Origin of the sequence: Pseudactinotalea terrae, from assembly GCF_009733845.1 — a bacterium.
Lineage (GTDB): Bacteria > Actinomycetota > Actinomycetes > Actinomycetales > Beutenbergiaceae > Pseudactinotalea > Pseudactinotalea terrae.
On record NZ_WNXZ01000001.1, the window covers coordinates 53,344 to 67,214 of the forward strand.

Consider the following 13,871-nt stretch of genomic DNA (forward strand, 5'->3'; position numbering starts at 1 on the left):
GGCTCTCGCGGCCACCGGAGAGGTCGGCTGATGCCCACCCTCGCCGACCTCACCTCGCGCGGACTCGTCTACGGCGGCGACTACAACCCCGAGCAGTGGGAGCGCGCCACCTGGCGCGAGGACGTCGCAGCCATGCAGGCAGCGCGCGTCACGATGGTCACCGTCGGGGTGTTCTCATGGGCCCTGCTGGAGCCGGAGCGCGATCGCTTCGAGCCGGGTTGGATGGACGAGGTGCTCGACCTGCTCCACGAGGGCGGCATCGCCGTCGACCTCGCGACACCCACGGCGAGCCCGCCGCCCTGGTTGGCGACCGAGGACCCCCAGACCCTGCCGGTGGACGCCTCGGGTCGTCGGCTGCACCACGGCTCGCGCACGCACTACTGCCCGACGTCGCCGACCTACCGCGAGCGCGCACGGGCGATCACGAGTCGGATCGCCGAGCGCTGGGCCGACCACCCCGCCGTCGTCATGTGGCACGTCAACAACGAGCTCGGCACCACGTGCTGGTGCCCCCGCTGCGCCGCGTCGTTCAGGGCGTGGTTGCAGCGTCGGTACGGCACGCTCGAGCGCCTTGCCGCGTCGTGGGGGACCGCCGTCTGGTCGCAGCGCTACAGCAGCTGGGAGCAGATCGCACCGCCGTTGCACGCTCCGTACCTGCTCCACCCGGCGCACACGCTCGACTACCGACGGTTCGTCTCCGACGCCCTGCTCGAGCTGTATCGCGCCGAGCGCGACGAGATCCGCGCGGTCGACACCTCGCGGCCGGTGACCACCAACTTCATGGGCTTCTTCCCGGGCGTCGACTACCGGAGCTGGGCCGGCGACATCGACGTGATCAGCGACGACAGCTACCCAGATCCCGCCGATCCGCAGGCGCCGGTCGCCGCAGCGCTCACGCACGACCTGATGCGCAGCCTCGCAGGCGGCCCGTGGCTGCTGATGGAGCAGGCGACGAGCGCCGTCAGCTGGCGCGGTCACAACGTGCCGAAGACGACCGCCCGGATGCGTCAGGACGCCCTGCGGGCGGTCGCGCACGGGTCCGACGGCGTGCTGTCCTTCCAGTGGCGTGCCTCGCCGACCGGGCCCGAGCGGTTCCATTCGGCGATGGTTCCGCACGCGGGTACCGAGACCCGCCTGCACCGGGCCGTGCAGCAGCTCGGCCGGGACCTGGCCTCGCTCGCGGAGGTCGCCGGCACCGAGGTGCAGGCCGACGTCGCGATCGTCTTCGACTGGTCCAGCTGGTGGGCTGCCGAGGAGCCCGCGACCCCGACCGACCGGCTTCGCGTGCTGCCCCAGCTGCGGGCCTGGTACCGGCCGCTGTGGGAGGCGGGGATCGGCGTCGACGTGGTGGCTCCCACCTCGGACCTTCAGCGTTACCGCCTGGTGCTGGCGCCCCAGCTCTACCTGCTCGACGACGACGGCGCCGCGAACCTGCGGGGCTACCTCGACGCGGGCGGCTGCCTCGCCCTGGGTCCGTTCTCGGCGGTCGCCGACGGTCACGCCCGGGTGCGGACCGGCGGCTTCCCCGTGCCCTTCGCCGACCTTCTCGGTGCCGAGGGGGAGGAGTGGTGGCCGCTCCCGGACGGCACGGTCGGCCTCGTCGGTGGCGACCACGCGCCCGCGCCGGTCGGCCACGGGCAGGCGAGCGTGTGGGCGGAACGGCTGCGGATGACCACGGCGATGTGCGACCTGCGCTTCGCGGGCGGTGACCTCGACGGCGAGCCGGCCCTGGTCCACTCCCGCGACGGCCGGCTGCACTACCTCGCGACCATCCCGGACGCGGGGCTGCTCCGGCGGTGGCTGCTGCAGCTGGTGGACCGCCGCGGTATCGGACCCACGCACCCGCTGGCGCGCGTCCCGTCGGACCTCGAGGTCGCCCAGCGCGGCCCGTTCACCTTCCTGCTCAACCACAGCGATGCCGCCCTCGAGGTGCCGCTGCGGTCCGTGTGCGTGGACGTGCTCACCGGCAGCACGCACCACCCCCATGTCACCGTGCCGCGCAGCGGCACCCTCGTGCTGCGAAAGGCACCCTCATGAAGTTCACCGACGGCTACTGGCTCGACCTCCCGGGCGTCGAGGCGCTACGGCCAGAGCACGTGGAGACCGTCGAGGTCGGCGATGACGCCCTGATCGCCTATGCGGCGACCGCAGCGCTGACCGAGCGCAGGCACAGCCTCAACCTGCCGCAGCTGACGATCCGGGTGGACTCACCGATGGACGGCGTGATCGGGGTCAAGATCGATCACTTCCAGGGCGCGCGCGAGGTCGGCCCCGCCTTCGAGCTGTATCCGGCTCCCGACCCCGTGGTGGTCAAGGCAGCGGACGGCCCCGGGGGGTTCGCGAGCCTGACCGCCGGGCCGCTGACGGCGAGGCTGCAGGTCGACGCGCCGTGGCGGCTCGACTTCGTCGCCGAGGATCGGGTGCTCACCAGCTCGGTCACGCGCGGGCTCGCTGCGCTGCGGACGCCGGAGGGCCCGTATGTGCGCGAACAGCTCACGCTCGGGGTCGGCGAGCACGTCTACGGGTTGGGGGAACGGTTCGGCGCGTTCGTCAAGAACGGGCAGTCGGTCGACATCTGGAACGCGGACGGCGGCACGGCCTCGGACCAGGCGTACAAGAACGTGCCGTTCTACCTCACGGACAAGGGCTACGGCGTGTTCGTCGACCACCCCGAGCGGGTGTCCTTCGAGGTCGGCTCCGAGGTGGTCTCACGCAGCCAGTTCTCGGTGGCCGGCCAGAGCCTGCGCTACTACGTCATCTACGGGCCGACGCCCAGGGAGATCCTGCGCAGGTACACCGCACTGACCGGACGGCCCGCCGTCGTGCCGACGTGGTCCTACGGGTTGTGGCTGTCGACGTCGTTCACCACCGACTACGACGAGACGACCGTGCTGGGGTTCGTGGACGGGATGGCGGAGCGGGAGATCCCGCTGTCGGTGTTCCACTTCGACTGCTTCTGGATGCGGCAGTTCCACTGGTGCGACTTCGTGTGGGACCCCGAGACCTTCCCGCACCCGGAGGGCACGCTGGCGCGCCTGCACGACCGAGGGCTGCGGGTCTCCGCCTGGATCAACCCCTACATCGCGCAGCGGTCGCACCTCTTCGAGGAGGGCAGGCGGCTCGGCTATCTGGTGCGCCGCCCGGACGGCGACGTGTGGCAGTGGGACATGTGGCAGGCGGGCATGGCGCTGGTGGACTTCACCAACCCGCGGGCGTGGGCCTGGTTCCAGGGCAAGCTCGAGGCGCTGCTCGACCAGGGCGTCGACGCGCTCAAGACCGACTTCGGCGAGCGGATCCCCACCGACGTCGTCTGGCACGACGGCTCCGACCCGCAGCGCATGCACAACTACTACGCGCAGCTGTTCAACCGGTGCGTGTTCGAGCTGCTCGAACGGCGTCGCGGTCACGGAGACGCAGTCGTGTTCGCTCGCTCGGCCACGACCGGGGGCCAGCAGTTCCCGGTGCACTGGGGTGGCGACTGCGAGTCGTCGTTCACGGCGATGGCAGAGTCGCTCCGCGGCGGCCTGTCGCTTGCGCTGTCCGGGTTCGGCTTCTGGTCGCACGACATCGGTGGCTTCGAGGGCACGCCCGACCCGGAGGTGTTCAAGCGGTGGGTCGCGTTCGGTCTGCTGTCCTCGCACAGCCGGTTGCACGGCTCGAACTCCTACCGGGTGCCCTGGGCGTTCGACGAGGAGGCGGTGTCGGTCACGCGCACCTTCGCCCGGCTGAAGAACTCGCTGATGCCGTACCTGGCCGCTGCGGGGCTGCAGGCGCACCGCGAGGGCCTGCCGGTGATGCGACCCATGGTGCTGGAGTTCCCCGAGGACCGCGCCGCCGCCACCCTCGACACCCAGTACATGCTCGGCGACGCGCTGCTCGTGGCGCCGGTGCTCGACCCCGACGGCTGGGTCGACTACTACCTGCCGCGCGGCCGCTGGACGAGGCTGCTCACCGGCGAGGTCGTCGAGGGTGGCGGCTGGCGGCGCGAGCAGCACGACGTGCACTCGCTGCCGCTGCTCGTGCGCCCAGGGAGCGTGCTCGCCCGCGGCGCGCGCTCGGACCGACCCGACTACGACTACGCCGACGGCGTGCTGCTGCAGGTGTTCGAGCCGGCGGACGACCTGCGCGCCCAGGTGCAGATCCCGACGGCGGACGGCGCGGCTGTGGCCGGGACCATCGAGATCGAGGTCGTCGGCGGCAGCCTTCGTGCGCGTGCCGCCGGGATGGTCCAGGATTGGTCGGTGAGCCTGGGCGGCGTGGTGACCCGGAGCGTGGACAACTCGGTCTCGATCGAGATCGGCGGCAACGATGACTGATGATCGGAACATGATGACGAGCTTCCCGAGCGACTTCCTGTGGGGTTCGGCCACGGCGGCCTACCAGATCGAGGGGGCCGCGACCGAGGGCGGCCGCACGCCGTCGATCTGGGACACCTACTCCCACACACCGGGGCGCACGCTCAACGGCGACACCGGCGACGTCGCGGCCGACCACTACCACCGCTGGCCCACCGACCTCGAGATCATGAAGGAGCTCGGCCTGCAGGCCTACCGGTTCTCGATCTCCTGGTCGCGTGTGCAGCCTGGCGGTCGCGGGCCGCTCAACCCCGAGGGCGTCGCGTTCTACCGCGGCCTGGTCGAGGCGCTGGTGGCGGCCGGCATCCGCCCTGTGGTGACCCTCTACCACTGGGACCTGCCGCAGGAGCTGGAGGACGAGGGCGGGTGGGCCAACCGCGAGACCGCCTACGCCTTCGCCGAGTACGCACGCCTCATGGCTCGCGAGCTCGGTGACGCGATCACCGTGTGGACGACACTGAACGAGCCGTGGTGCTCGGCGTACCTGGGCTACGCCTCGGGCGTGCACGCACCGGGCCGCACCGAGCCGGCCGCCGCGCTCGCGGCCGTGCACCACCTCAACCTGGCGCACGGTCTCGCGGCGATCGCGATCCGCGAGGAGCTCGGTGAGGGCACGCAGCTCTCGATCACGCTCAACCTGCACGTGATCCGCCCCGACGACCCCAGCAGCGCCGCCGACCAGGACGCGGTGCGTCGCATCGACGGGCTGGCCAACCGGGTGTTCCTCGGCCCGCTGCTCGGCCACGGCTACCCGCAGGACGTGATCGACGACGCCGCGCACGTGAGCGACTTCGCCTTCGTGCAGGACGGCGACACCGAGCTGATCGCGCAGCGGCTCGACGTGCTGGGCGTCAACTACTACTCGACCACCCGGGTGCGCGCCTTCGACGGTGAGGGCGAGCCCGATCAGGCCGACGGTCACGGGAACAGCGCCGCGACCCCGTGGGTCGGCACCGAGGGCCAGGTCGAGTTCGTGCAGCAGCCCGGCCCCTACACCGCGATGGGCTGGAACATCGACCCCAGCGGCATGCACGACCTGCTGATGCGGCTGCACCGCGAGCACCCCGGTGTGCCCATGATGATCACCGAGAACGGCGCTGCGTTCCACGACGTCGTCAGCGAGGACGGTGCGGTCCACGACCGCGACCGCACGCAGTACCTGCACGACCACATCGACGCCGTCGGACGCGCCCGCGAGGACGGTGCGGACGTGCGCGGGTACTTCGTGTGGTCGCTCCTCGACAACTTCGAGTGGGGCTACGGGTACGACCGGCGGTTCGGTGTCGTGCGAGTCGACTACGACACCCAGGAGCGCACGATCAAGGACTCCGGCCGCTGGTACGCCCGTCTGATCGCCTCCGGCCAGCTGCCGGACGTCGGCGCGGTCACCCCGGTGCCCGCGGTGCCGTGAGGCGCGGCCGCAAGCGCCCCTACAACGCCGAGCACGTGCCGCTCGACGTCGAGGCGTTCACGCGCGGTCGCGCCCGAACCGAGACCGATCGACAGGGCCGGCGCTGGACCGTGCGAACGGTGAGCGGCAGCGACAAGAGCTATCGCTGCCCCGGGTGCGGAGGTGACATCGCACCCCGAGCCCAGCACCTGGTCGCCTGGAACGAGGATCATCTGTTCGGCTCCGAGGCCGGTCTCGCCGAGCGCCGCCACTGGCACACGCAGTGCTGGCGCCGCTGAGAGCTGAGCTGAGCCGGCTCGCCGAGCTCACCGGTCAGGGAAGAGGCCAGGTGTGCACGGGCTCGTTGCTGTGCATTCCCTGGGTGTAGAGCCTCGTCATCTCGGTCAGGGCATCGGCGCGCGAGGATCCGCGTGCCTCGAGGCGAGCGACGGCCTCGGTCTGCCACCAGGCGCCGTTGCGGCGGAGCTGGCAGCGGGCCTTGACGATCTCCAGGTACTTGGAGGCGGCGTCGTCGGCCACCCCGAGGCTCGCCAGCCCCTCCTGGGCCAGCGGCAGCAGCTCGCGCAGGATCAGCTCGTCCCAGCCGACCTCGCCGTAGCCGGGCCAGTAGAAGGAGGCCTCGACGCCGTGGCGTGCTCCGGCGTCGAAGTTGGCCTTCGCGGTCGCGAACGACATCCGGCTCCACACCGGGCGGTCGTCGCCGGCCATCGCGACGAGGCAGCCGTAATAGAAGGCGGCGTTCGCCACCGTGTCCACGACGGTCGGGCCCGCCGGCAGCACCCGGTTCTCGACCCGGCAGTGCGGGACCCCGCCGACCGTGTCGTACACGGGCCGGTTCCAGCGCCAGACCGTGCCGTTGTGCAGCCGTAGCTCCTGCAGCTTCGGCGCCCCGCCGGCAGCGAGCACCTCCTCGGGCTCCTCGTCGGTGATCTGCGGCAGCAGCGCCGGGAAGTAGCGGACGTTCTCCTCGAACAGGTCGAAGATCGAGGTGATCCAGCGGTCCCCGAACCACACGGTGGGCCGGACCCCCTGGTTGCGCAGCTCGGGTGAACGGGTGTCGGTGGCCTGCATGAACAGCTCGGTGCGGGTCTCCGCCCACAGCCGGCGCCCGAACAGGAACGGCGAGTTCGCGCCGAGCGCGAGCTGCGGACCTGCGAGCAGCTGGGCGGCGTTCCAGTGCGCGGCGAAGTCCTGGGGCGCGACCTGCAGGTGCAGCTGCACCGAGGTGCACGCGGACTCCGGCGCGATCGAGTCGACCGTCATCCGCAGCGACTCGAGCCCGCTGATGTCGAGGTCGATGTCCTCGCGCCTGGCGCCCAGCACAGCGTCCTCGAGCGCCTCGTACCGGGGGTTCTCGCTCATCCAGTCGCCGGTCAGGTGCTCGCGCGCCAGCGTCGGCAGGATCCCCACCATGACGATCTGCGACCCGGCGCCCGCGGCCAGCGACTCGGCGCGGTTGAGCGACTCCCGCAGCGACTGCTCCAGGCTCGCCAGCGAGTCACCCGCGAGGGTGGTCGGAGGAGCGTTGAGCTCGATGTTGTAGCGACCGAGCTCGGTCTGGAACGCTGGGTCCGCGATCCGCTCCAGCACGGCCGCGTTCGCCATCGCCGGCTGGTACGTCGAGGAGATCAGGTTCAGCTCGATCTCCATGCCGGTCACGCCGGCCGTGGTCTCGAAATGGTCCTCCGCCAGCATCCGCTCGAACACGTCGAGGCAGCGCCGCACCTTCTCGCGGTACCTCGTGCGCTCGGCGCGCGTGAAGGTCGTCCCAGCGATCTCATCGCCCATCGGCACAGCAAAGCATGTCGCCGCACTTGCCGGGCAGGGTTGCGTTGTGCCTAGTCTTGAGGGGTCGCACCCGACCGGAGGACCGATGGGCATCGCCGTTCACGCACCCGAACCGCTGACCTCCACCCCGCTCGTGCTGCTGCACGCCTTCCCGCTCGACTCACGGATGTGGTCCCCGGTCATCGACCTGCTCCCCGACGACGTCCCCATCGTTCTCGTCGATGCGCCCGGATTCGGGGAGGGCACCGCGCAGGAGCCCGGGCTCGAGCGCCTCGCGCTCGACGTCGTCGCCGCGATCCGCGAGCTCGGTGTGGACGAGGCCGTGGTGGCCGGGCTGTCAATGGGTGGCTACGTCGCGATGGCGATCGCCGAGGCGGCGCCCGGTCTGCTCGCAGGGATCGGGCTGCTCAGCACCAAGGCCGGGATCGATCCGGAGCCGGCACGCGAGAAGCGTCTCGAGATGGTCGACGCGGTCGAGCGCGGCGAGACCGGGGTTGCGCTCGCCATGCTGGAGGGCCTCCTCGGCGAGAGCACCCGCGCGAGCAGTCCCGCCGTCGTCGAGGCGGTCAGGGACCGGCTCCAGGAGGCGCCGCCGGAGGGACTGGTGTGGGCGCAGCGTTCGATGGCTGCCCGGCCCGACCGGCACGCGGCCCTGCAGGCGCTGCCCGAGGAGCTTCCCGCGCTCGTGCTGCGCGGCGCGGAGGACTCGCTGATGGGCGCCGCCGACGCCGAGTCGATGGCGGCGGCGCTCGGCGTCGAGGTGCTCGAGGTGCCGCAGTCAGGGCACCTCGCAGCGCTCGAGCAGCCGGGAGCGGTCGCGAACGCGCTCGACGATCTCTACCGCCGCGCGGTGGCCTGACCGCTCAGCTGCGCCAGCCGGGCAGCAGCCGATCGAGCGCTGCCACGAGCTCGATCGAGTCGCCGTCCTTGCCGCCGGCGCCGATCACCAGCGGTGGCGGGGTGGGCGTGAGCGTGACGCCGCGCAGCCGATCCAGCACGCCGAGCGGCGCGGTGAGCACGTAGAACGAGCCGTCGATGCCGATCCCGATCGTCCTGTCCAGCCGCAGGTACCAGCCCTCGACATCGCTGCGTGCGCTGCCGCGACCGCCGTACCCCTTGACCATCAGCTGCTGCGTGGGCAGCGTCTCCCGCGCGACCTCGACGAACTCCTCGAGGATCTTGCGCGCCTTGGCGTGCTCGGTCTCCTTGCGCGCGTGCAGACGTCGCTCCTGCTCGCGCGCCGCCTCGGTGCGCTGGTTCGCCCAGTCGGTGCCGTCGGTCACGACGACCTGCTCACTCCTTGCGGACCGGCGGGAGAACCGCCGTGTCCGTCTCGGTGTCCGCCTCCGCAGCGCTCTCGACGGCGGGAGCCGCCGCTTCCGCGCCGGCGTCGCCGTCCTCGGTGTCCTCGGTGTCCTCGGGGGTGGGCGGCGACTCGGGCGACGCGGGTGAGGTCGCCGCCGAGGCCTCGGCGGGAGCCTCAGGCGTCGCCGCGGATCCCGGCGTGCTGAGCCCGAGCGCGGCGCTGGCCGCGCCCGACATCGATCCGAGCATCGTGCGCAGCTCGTCGAGGTAGGCGGTGATGCCCTCGCGCTGACGATGCAGGTCGTCGAGCTGATTCTGCGCGGTCGCGCGGTCGGACTCGATCTGCGCCGTGGTCTCGGCGCGCTCCTTCTCGGCGCGGGTACGACCTTCGTCGATGAGCGCGGTGGCCTTCGTGCGAGCTTCCTCGAGGAGGCCGTCGGCCTCCCGCTCGGCCTCGGCGCGCACCCGCTCGGCCGCCGACAGCGCGGTCGCGAGCCGGCCCTCGGCGTCCTGGGAGTGCTTGGCCGCCTCGCTGAGCACGGTCTCGATCTCGACCTTCGCCTGCTCGTGACGCTCGGCCGCCTCGCGCTCGGCGTCCTCCCGAGCCCTGGCGAGCTCGATCTCGGTGTCCTCCTTGAGGCGCGCGGCGGCGGCCTTGACCCGGTCGGCCTCGACGGTGGCGTTGCGCACCAGCTCGGTCGCGGTCGTGCGGGCCGAGCCGAGGATCTCCTCCGCCTGGGCCCGGGCCTCGCTGAGGAGCGTGCCGGCCTCGCGCTCGGCGCTCACGCGCCGCTCGGTGATCTCGCGCTCGGTCGTGGCACGAAGCCCGCCGAGGAGACGCTCGAGGCCCGCGATCTTCTCGGCCCGTGCAGCCGACTCGGCGCTGTGGATGCGCGCTGCTTCCCGCTCGGCCGAGCCGACGAACTCCACGGCGCGTGTGCGCGCGTCGCTCAGGTGCCCCTCGGCGTCGCGCTTGGCGGCGGCGGCGATGTCCTCGGCCTGCGCGCGTGCCCGCCGCAGGATCTCCGCGGCCTCCCGCTCGGCCGACTCGGTGAGCGCTGCCGCCTCCTCGCGGGCTGCCTTCGTGGCGTCGGAGGCCTGGCTGTTCGCGACCGCGACGACATCGGCCGACTGCTCCTCGGCCGAGCGCAGCAGCTGCTCGACCCGTACGCCCAGCCCGGAGTAGCTCGGGGACTCCATCTCGGCGAGCTTGCCCTTGACCTCGGCGAGCTCGGCGGCGAGCCGCTTCTGCGCGGCCTCGGAGTCCTGGGCTGTGGCGCGCGCCTCATCCAGCTGGCGGCCCAGCTCATGCAGCTTGTGGTCGACCTGCGCACGGTCGTAACCGCGCATCACGACCGGAAACTGTGCGGTCTCGTCAGCCACGTCCTGCTCCTACACCTGTCGGCAACTCCACGGGAAAGCGGACCCAGAGTAGCCGGGGTCACACGCTCGGGCGGTCCGGGTTCGTCCGAGGTGCTCATGATCACAGGACGGTCACGTACCCTAGTCGGCGGCCAGCGATGCGCTGGAACGACCCCAGAGGGACGACGCAAGGGAACTGACAGCTCGTGGTGAGACGGATCTTCGCGATCGTGCTCATCGTGCTCGGACTCGGCACGATCGGCGCTGCGGTCGCATCCGGCACGATCTGGCGACCCGACGACCGGGTGACGCTGACGCTCCCGGCTGCCCCCGACGTCCCCGTGGTGATCAGCGCCCCCGGCGTGCTGAACGCCGTCGACAACCAGGTGGACGTACGGCTGGTCGGCAGCACCGCTGAGACCCCGATCGTGCTCGCGATGGCGCGCGAGAACGATGCCCGCGCCTGGATCGGCGAGTCGGCCCACTGGGAGATCACCGGTCTGGCGGACTGGGAGACGCTCAGCTACGCCGACTCACGTGACGACGGCGCCACCACGGATCCCAGCGCGACCGACGAGGCGTCCGCGATCGGCGAGGCGACCGAGGAGCCCTCGGCGTCCGAGAGCTCCGCGGCCACGGACGACCCCTCCGCGAGCGCCAGCCCCACCGAGGCGCCGAGCGACGAGGCCGACCCGAACGCCACCGTCCCGAACCCGAGCGGCTCCGACCTGTGGGTCGAGGAGCTGACCGGCACCGGCGAGCTCGAGTACTCCTGGACGGCGGTGCCGGGCCGCTGGGTGATGCTCGTAGCGAGCGACGGCACGCTGCCCGCGCCGCAGGTCGAGCTGACCTGGGACCGCCCCGTCGAGACCCCGTTCGTCAGGCCCGGGATCATTCTGGGCAGCGTTGTGCTGCTGCTGGGCCTCGGCCTCCTGATCCTCCAGATCCTGGCCGACCTCGAGAAGCGCCGCGGTCGCCGCGAGGCTGCCGCGATCGCCGCGTCCGGCGAGATCGCTGCCGTTCCCACCCCCGAGAACGGCGACCGACCGCTCACGCGCCGCGAGATCCGCCACGCCGAGGAGGCGCGGCGGCGAGGCGGCCGCCCGGCGAAGGAGGTCGGGACCACGGCCGCTGCCGCGCCCGCGGCGGACGGCGCGAGCGACGCGACCGAGACGATCCCGGCGGTCACGGCCGCCGGTGCCTCCGCTCCGACGCCGACCACGCCGGAGGAGGGCGACGACGCCGGGGAGCTCGACGCGTGGGTCCGCACCGGCGCGGCGAGCCCGCTGCTCCATGAGGGCGAGCGCACCGCGCCGGCCGATCTCGACGTCCAGCAGGACGCGACCGAGGCCGACACGCACGAGGAGCCCCCGGTCGAGGCCACCGAGCAGCAGCCCGACCGAGGGCCGTGGTGGCGTCGCCGATCGACCCGCGACGAGTCCGAGGCGAGCGCTGCGGTGACGGCCCCCGACGGCGAACCTGCCGCGGCGGCTCCGACCGAGCCCGCACCCGCACCCGAGGCGGAACCCGCACCCGAGCCGCAGGCGAGCGGCGACACCGACGAGATCCCCGCCGTCGAGCACGAGGAGCCCGACGCCCAGGAGTGGGGTGCCTCGTGGCGCCAGACCTGGGGGCTGGGCGCAGGCGAGAACGCGGACGAGCCGAAGGAGGGTGACCGATGAGGCGCCGGGACCGGGTGCTGCGTGCGGGTGCCCTGGCTGCGGCAGCCGCCGCTGTCCTCGCCGGGTGCGCGATCCCGCTGCCCGAGGTCGAGGCCGACCCACCCGTGGAAGGGCCGCAGCCCGCTCTCGACGAGCCGCGGATCGAGCGCGTCCTCGACTCGGTCGCCGCCGTGCTCGCCGAGGGTGACGCGGCCGCGGACGCCGCGCTGCTCGAGCCCCGGCTCAACGGCCCCGCGCTGGAGACCCGGCTCGCCGAGTACGCGCTCGCCCAGGCGACCGCCGGCAGCGAGGACGAGGCCACCACGCCGCAGCAGCTCACCACCGAGCCGCAGGTCGTGGCCGTGAGCCAGAGCGAGACCTGGCCGAAGACGATCTTCGTGTTCACCGAGATCGCCGAGGGCATGAACACCCCGCTGCTGATCGGTCTGCAGCAGGACGAGCCGCGCGCGGACTACCGACTGTTCTCGTGGGTGCGGCTGCTGCCAGAGGTGACGACACCGGCGACGGCGGTGATCGCCGAGGGAAGCCCCCAGGTCGCGCCGGACGCCGAGGGCCTGCGGCTCAGCCCGGTCGACACCGTCGCTGCCTACGCGAGCGCGCTCGCCGACACCGAGAGCGAGCAGGTGGCCACCTTCACGGAGGACGTCTTCCGGACGCTGGTCAGCGACGACAGGATCGCGATCGCGGAGTCGGTCGAGGATGCCGGCGAGTACAGCGAGGCGTACGCCGCCGACCCGGACTTCGTCCCGGTGAGCCTTCAGACCGCTGACGGCGGTGCCATCGTGTTCGGCGCGATCGGCTCCACGCACACCTACGAGCGCACCATCGACGACTCCGAGATGACCGTCGGCGGGCAGATCGCCCTGCTGGCGGGCGAGGCCGAGGGCATCGAGGTCGAGGAGTCCGTCACAGCCTCCTACCATCTGATGGTGGCGTTCTACGTCCCCGCCGATCCCGAGACCCAGATCCAGGTCCTCGGGGCCGAACGGGTGCTCCAGAGCGTCACGACCGAATAGCCCCACACGAGGACAGCGATGACCCAGCCTCCTTCCGGACTCAACCTGCGCGGCGCCGTCGATCTCTCGGCGTTGTCGCAACCCGCGCCCAAGGCGGGGGCAGGTGGCGGCGCCACCGCTCCGAACGGGGTGGTGATCGAGGTCACCGCCGAGACCTTCCAGGAGACGGTCACCACCTCGATGACCGTGCCGGTGGTCGTGGACCTGTACTCGGCGCGGTCGGCTGCCAGCACGCAGCTCTCAGCGACGCTGCAGCAGCTCGCGGCGACCTACGCGGGCAAGTTCCAGCTCGCGCGTGTCGACGCCGACAGCAACCCGCAGATCGCCCAGGCGATCGGGGCACAGTCGCTGCCCACCACGTTCGCGATCATCAAGGGTCAGCCGCTGCCGCTGTTCCAGGGTGCGCACCCCGCGGAGCAGATCCAGGCGGTGCTCGACGAGCTGCTGCGCGCGGCAGCCGAGAACGGCGTGACCGGCACGATCAGCGTCGCCGACGCGCCCGAGGCGGCCGAGGAGCCAGAGGAGCCGCCGCTCCCGCCCCACCTGCAGGCGGCCTACGACGCGATCGAGAACGGTTCGTTCGAGGACGCGATCGCCGGGCTCGAGCTCGCGATCAAGCAGAACCCTGGCGACGACGAGGCCAAGGCGCTGCTCGCGCAGGTCCAGCTGATGGGCCGCCTGGAGTCGGTCGACCCGGTGGCCGCGCTCACCGCTGCCCGTGACGCCGCACCGGGCGACGTGGCGGTGCAGCTCGTCGCTGCCGATGTCGAGGTGAGCACGGGCCAGGCTCCGGCTGCGTACGAGCGCCTGCTGGCCGCCGTCCGCGCGAGCTCCGGCGACGACAAGAACGCCGCTCGTGCCCGGCTGGTCGACCTGTTCCTCATCGCCGACCCTGCCGACCCGGCCGTGCTCAAGGCACGCCGCGACCTCGCGATCGCCCTGTACTGATTTC

General features: G+C 72.1%; 11 protein-coding genes. 8 read left to right on the forward strand and 3 right to left on the reverse strand.

Annotated features, from left to right (window positions below; translation table 11 throughout):
* The first annotated feature begins 30 nt into the window (after positions 1 to 30).
* The 4 genes from GPA03_RS00280 to GPA03_RS00295 are packed head-to-tail and all read left to right on the forward strand — an operon-like array spanning position 31 to position 6,044.
* Positions 31 to 2,037: a beta-galactosidase gene (locus GPA03_RS00280; protein ID WP_156250015.1), complete on the forward strand. Its 2,007-nt coding sequence runs from the start codon at positions 31 to 33 to the stop codon at positions 2,035 to 2,037.
* Complete coding sequence (gene yicI / locus GPA03_RS00285; protein ID WP_156250016.1) at positions 2,034 to 4,316, forward strand: alpha-xylosidase; 2,283 nt, start codon at positions 2,034 to 2,036, stop codon at positions 4,314 to 4,316. The genes GPA03_RS00280 and yicI overlap by 4 nt, the downstream gene beginning before the upstream one ends.
* Before the next feature lie 10 nt (positions 4,317 to 4,326).
* Entirely contained in the window at positions 4,327 to 5,766 is a 1,440-nt protein-coding gene (locus tag GPA03_RS00290) for a GH1 family beta-glucosidase (RefSeq protein ID WP_421958388.1), read from the forward strand.
* On the forward strand, positions 5,763 to 6,044 hold the full coding sequence (locus GPA03_RS00295) for a hypothetical protein (protein ID WP_156250017.1): 282 nt from the start codon (positions 5,763 to 5,765) through the stop codon (positions 6,042 to 6,044). Before GPA03_RS00290 ends, GPA03_RS00295 begins: the two co-directional genes overlap by 4 nt.
* Before the next feature lie 34 nt (positions 6,045 to 6,078).
* Here GPA03_RS00295 and GPA03_RS00300 read toward each other — a convergent pair whose 3' ends face one another.
* Positions 6,079 to 7,554, reverse strand: a complete 1,476-nt coding sequence (locus GPA03_RS00300) for a glutamate-cysteine ligase family protein (RefSeq protein WP_156250018.1) — start codon at positions 7,552 to 7,554, stop codon at positions 6,079 to 6,081.
* An 85-nt stretch (positions 7,555 to 7,639) separates the two neighbouring features.
* On the opposite strand from GPA03_RS00300, the gene GPA03_RS00305 reads away from it, so the two are divergent.
* Positions 7,640 to 8,413 (forward strand): alpha/beta fold hydrolase, encoded by a 774-nt coding sequence (locus tag GPA03_RS00305; protein WP_156250019.1) that lies wholly within the window; start codon positions 7,640 to 7,642, stop codon positions 8,411 to 8,413.
* Between the two features lie 4 nt (positions 8,414 to 8,417).
* On the opposite strand, the gene GPA03_RS00310 is transcribed toward GPA03_RS00305, so the two are convergent.
* The gene (locus GPA03_RS00310; RefSeq protein ID WP_156250020.1) at positions 8,418 to 8,837 is read right to left on the reverse strand and encodes a hypothetical protein; all 420 of its coding nucleotides are present in this window, start codon (positions 8,835 to 8,837) and stop codon (positions 8,418 to 8,420) included.
* 10 nt (positions 8,838 to 8,847) lie between these two features.
* Positions 8,848 to 10,242 (reverse strand): coiled-coil domain-containing protein, encoded by a 1,395-nt coding sequence (locus GPA03_RS00315; protein WP_156250021.1) that lies wholly within the window; start codon positions 10,240 to 10,242, stop codon positions 8,848 to 8,850.
* 185 nt (positions 10,243 to 10,427) lie between these two features.
* Between GPA03_RS00315 and GPA03_RS00320 the strand changes: the two genes are divergently transcribed.
* The 3 genes from GPA03_RS00320 to GPA03_RS00330 are packed head-to-tail and all read left to right on the forward strand — an operon-like array spanning position 10,428 to position 13,867.
* Complete coding sequence (locus GPA03_RS00320) at positions 10,428 to 11,903, forward strand: hypothetical protein (RefSeq protein WP_156250022.1); 1,476 nt, start codon at positions 10,428 to 10,430, stop codon at positions 11,901 to 11,903.
* Positions 11,900 to 12,919, forward strand: a complete 1,020-nt coding sequence (locus GPA03_RS00325) for a DUF8094 domain-containing protein (protein WP_156250023.1) — start codon at positions 11,900 to 11,902, stop codon at positions 12,917 to 12,919. The genes GPA03_RS00320 and GPA03_RS00325 overlap by 4 nt, the downstream gene beginning before the upstream one ends.
* 18 nt (positions 12,920 to 12,937) lie before the next feature.
* On the forward strand, positions 12,938 to 13,867 hold the full coding sequence (locus GPA03_RS00330) for a tetratricopeptide repeat protein (RefSeq protein ID WP_156250024.1): 930 nt from the start codon (positions 12,938 to 12,940) through the stop codon (positions 13,865 to 13,867).
* The last annotated feature ends 4 nt before the right edge of the window (positions 13,868 to 13,871 follow it).

Bases quoted from the DNA above. Each gene is read 5' to 3' on its own strand.
- GPA03_RS00280 (WP_156250015.1), top strand. From the start codon at position 31: ATGCCCACCCTCGCCGACCTCACCTCGCGCGGACTCGTCTACGGCGGC.
- yicI (WP_156250016.1), top strand. From the start codon at position 2,034: ATGAAGTTCACCGACGGCTACTGGCTCGACCTCCCGGGCGTCGAGGCG.
- GPA03_RS00290 (WP_421958388.1), top strand. From the start codon at position 4,327: ATGATGACGAGCTTCCCGAGCGACTTCCTGTGGGGTTCGGCCACGGCG.
- GPA03_RS00300 (WP_156250018.1), bottom strand. From the start codon at position 7,554: ATGGGCGATGAGATCGCTGGGACGACCTTCACGCGCGCCGAGCGCACG.
- GPA03_RS00305 (WP_156250019.1), top strand. From the start codon at position 7,640: ATGGGCATCGCCGTTCACGCACCCGAACCGCTGACCTCCACCCCGCTC.
- GPA03_RS00325 (WP_156250023.1), top strand. From the start codon at position 11,900: ATGAGGCGCCGGGACCGGGTGCTGCGTGCGGGTGCCCTGGCTGCGGCA.
- GPA03_RS00330 (WP_156250024.1), top strand. From the start codon at position 12,938: ATGACCCAGCCTCCTTCCGGACTCAACCTGCGCGGCGCCGTCGATCTC.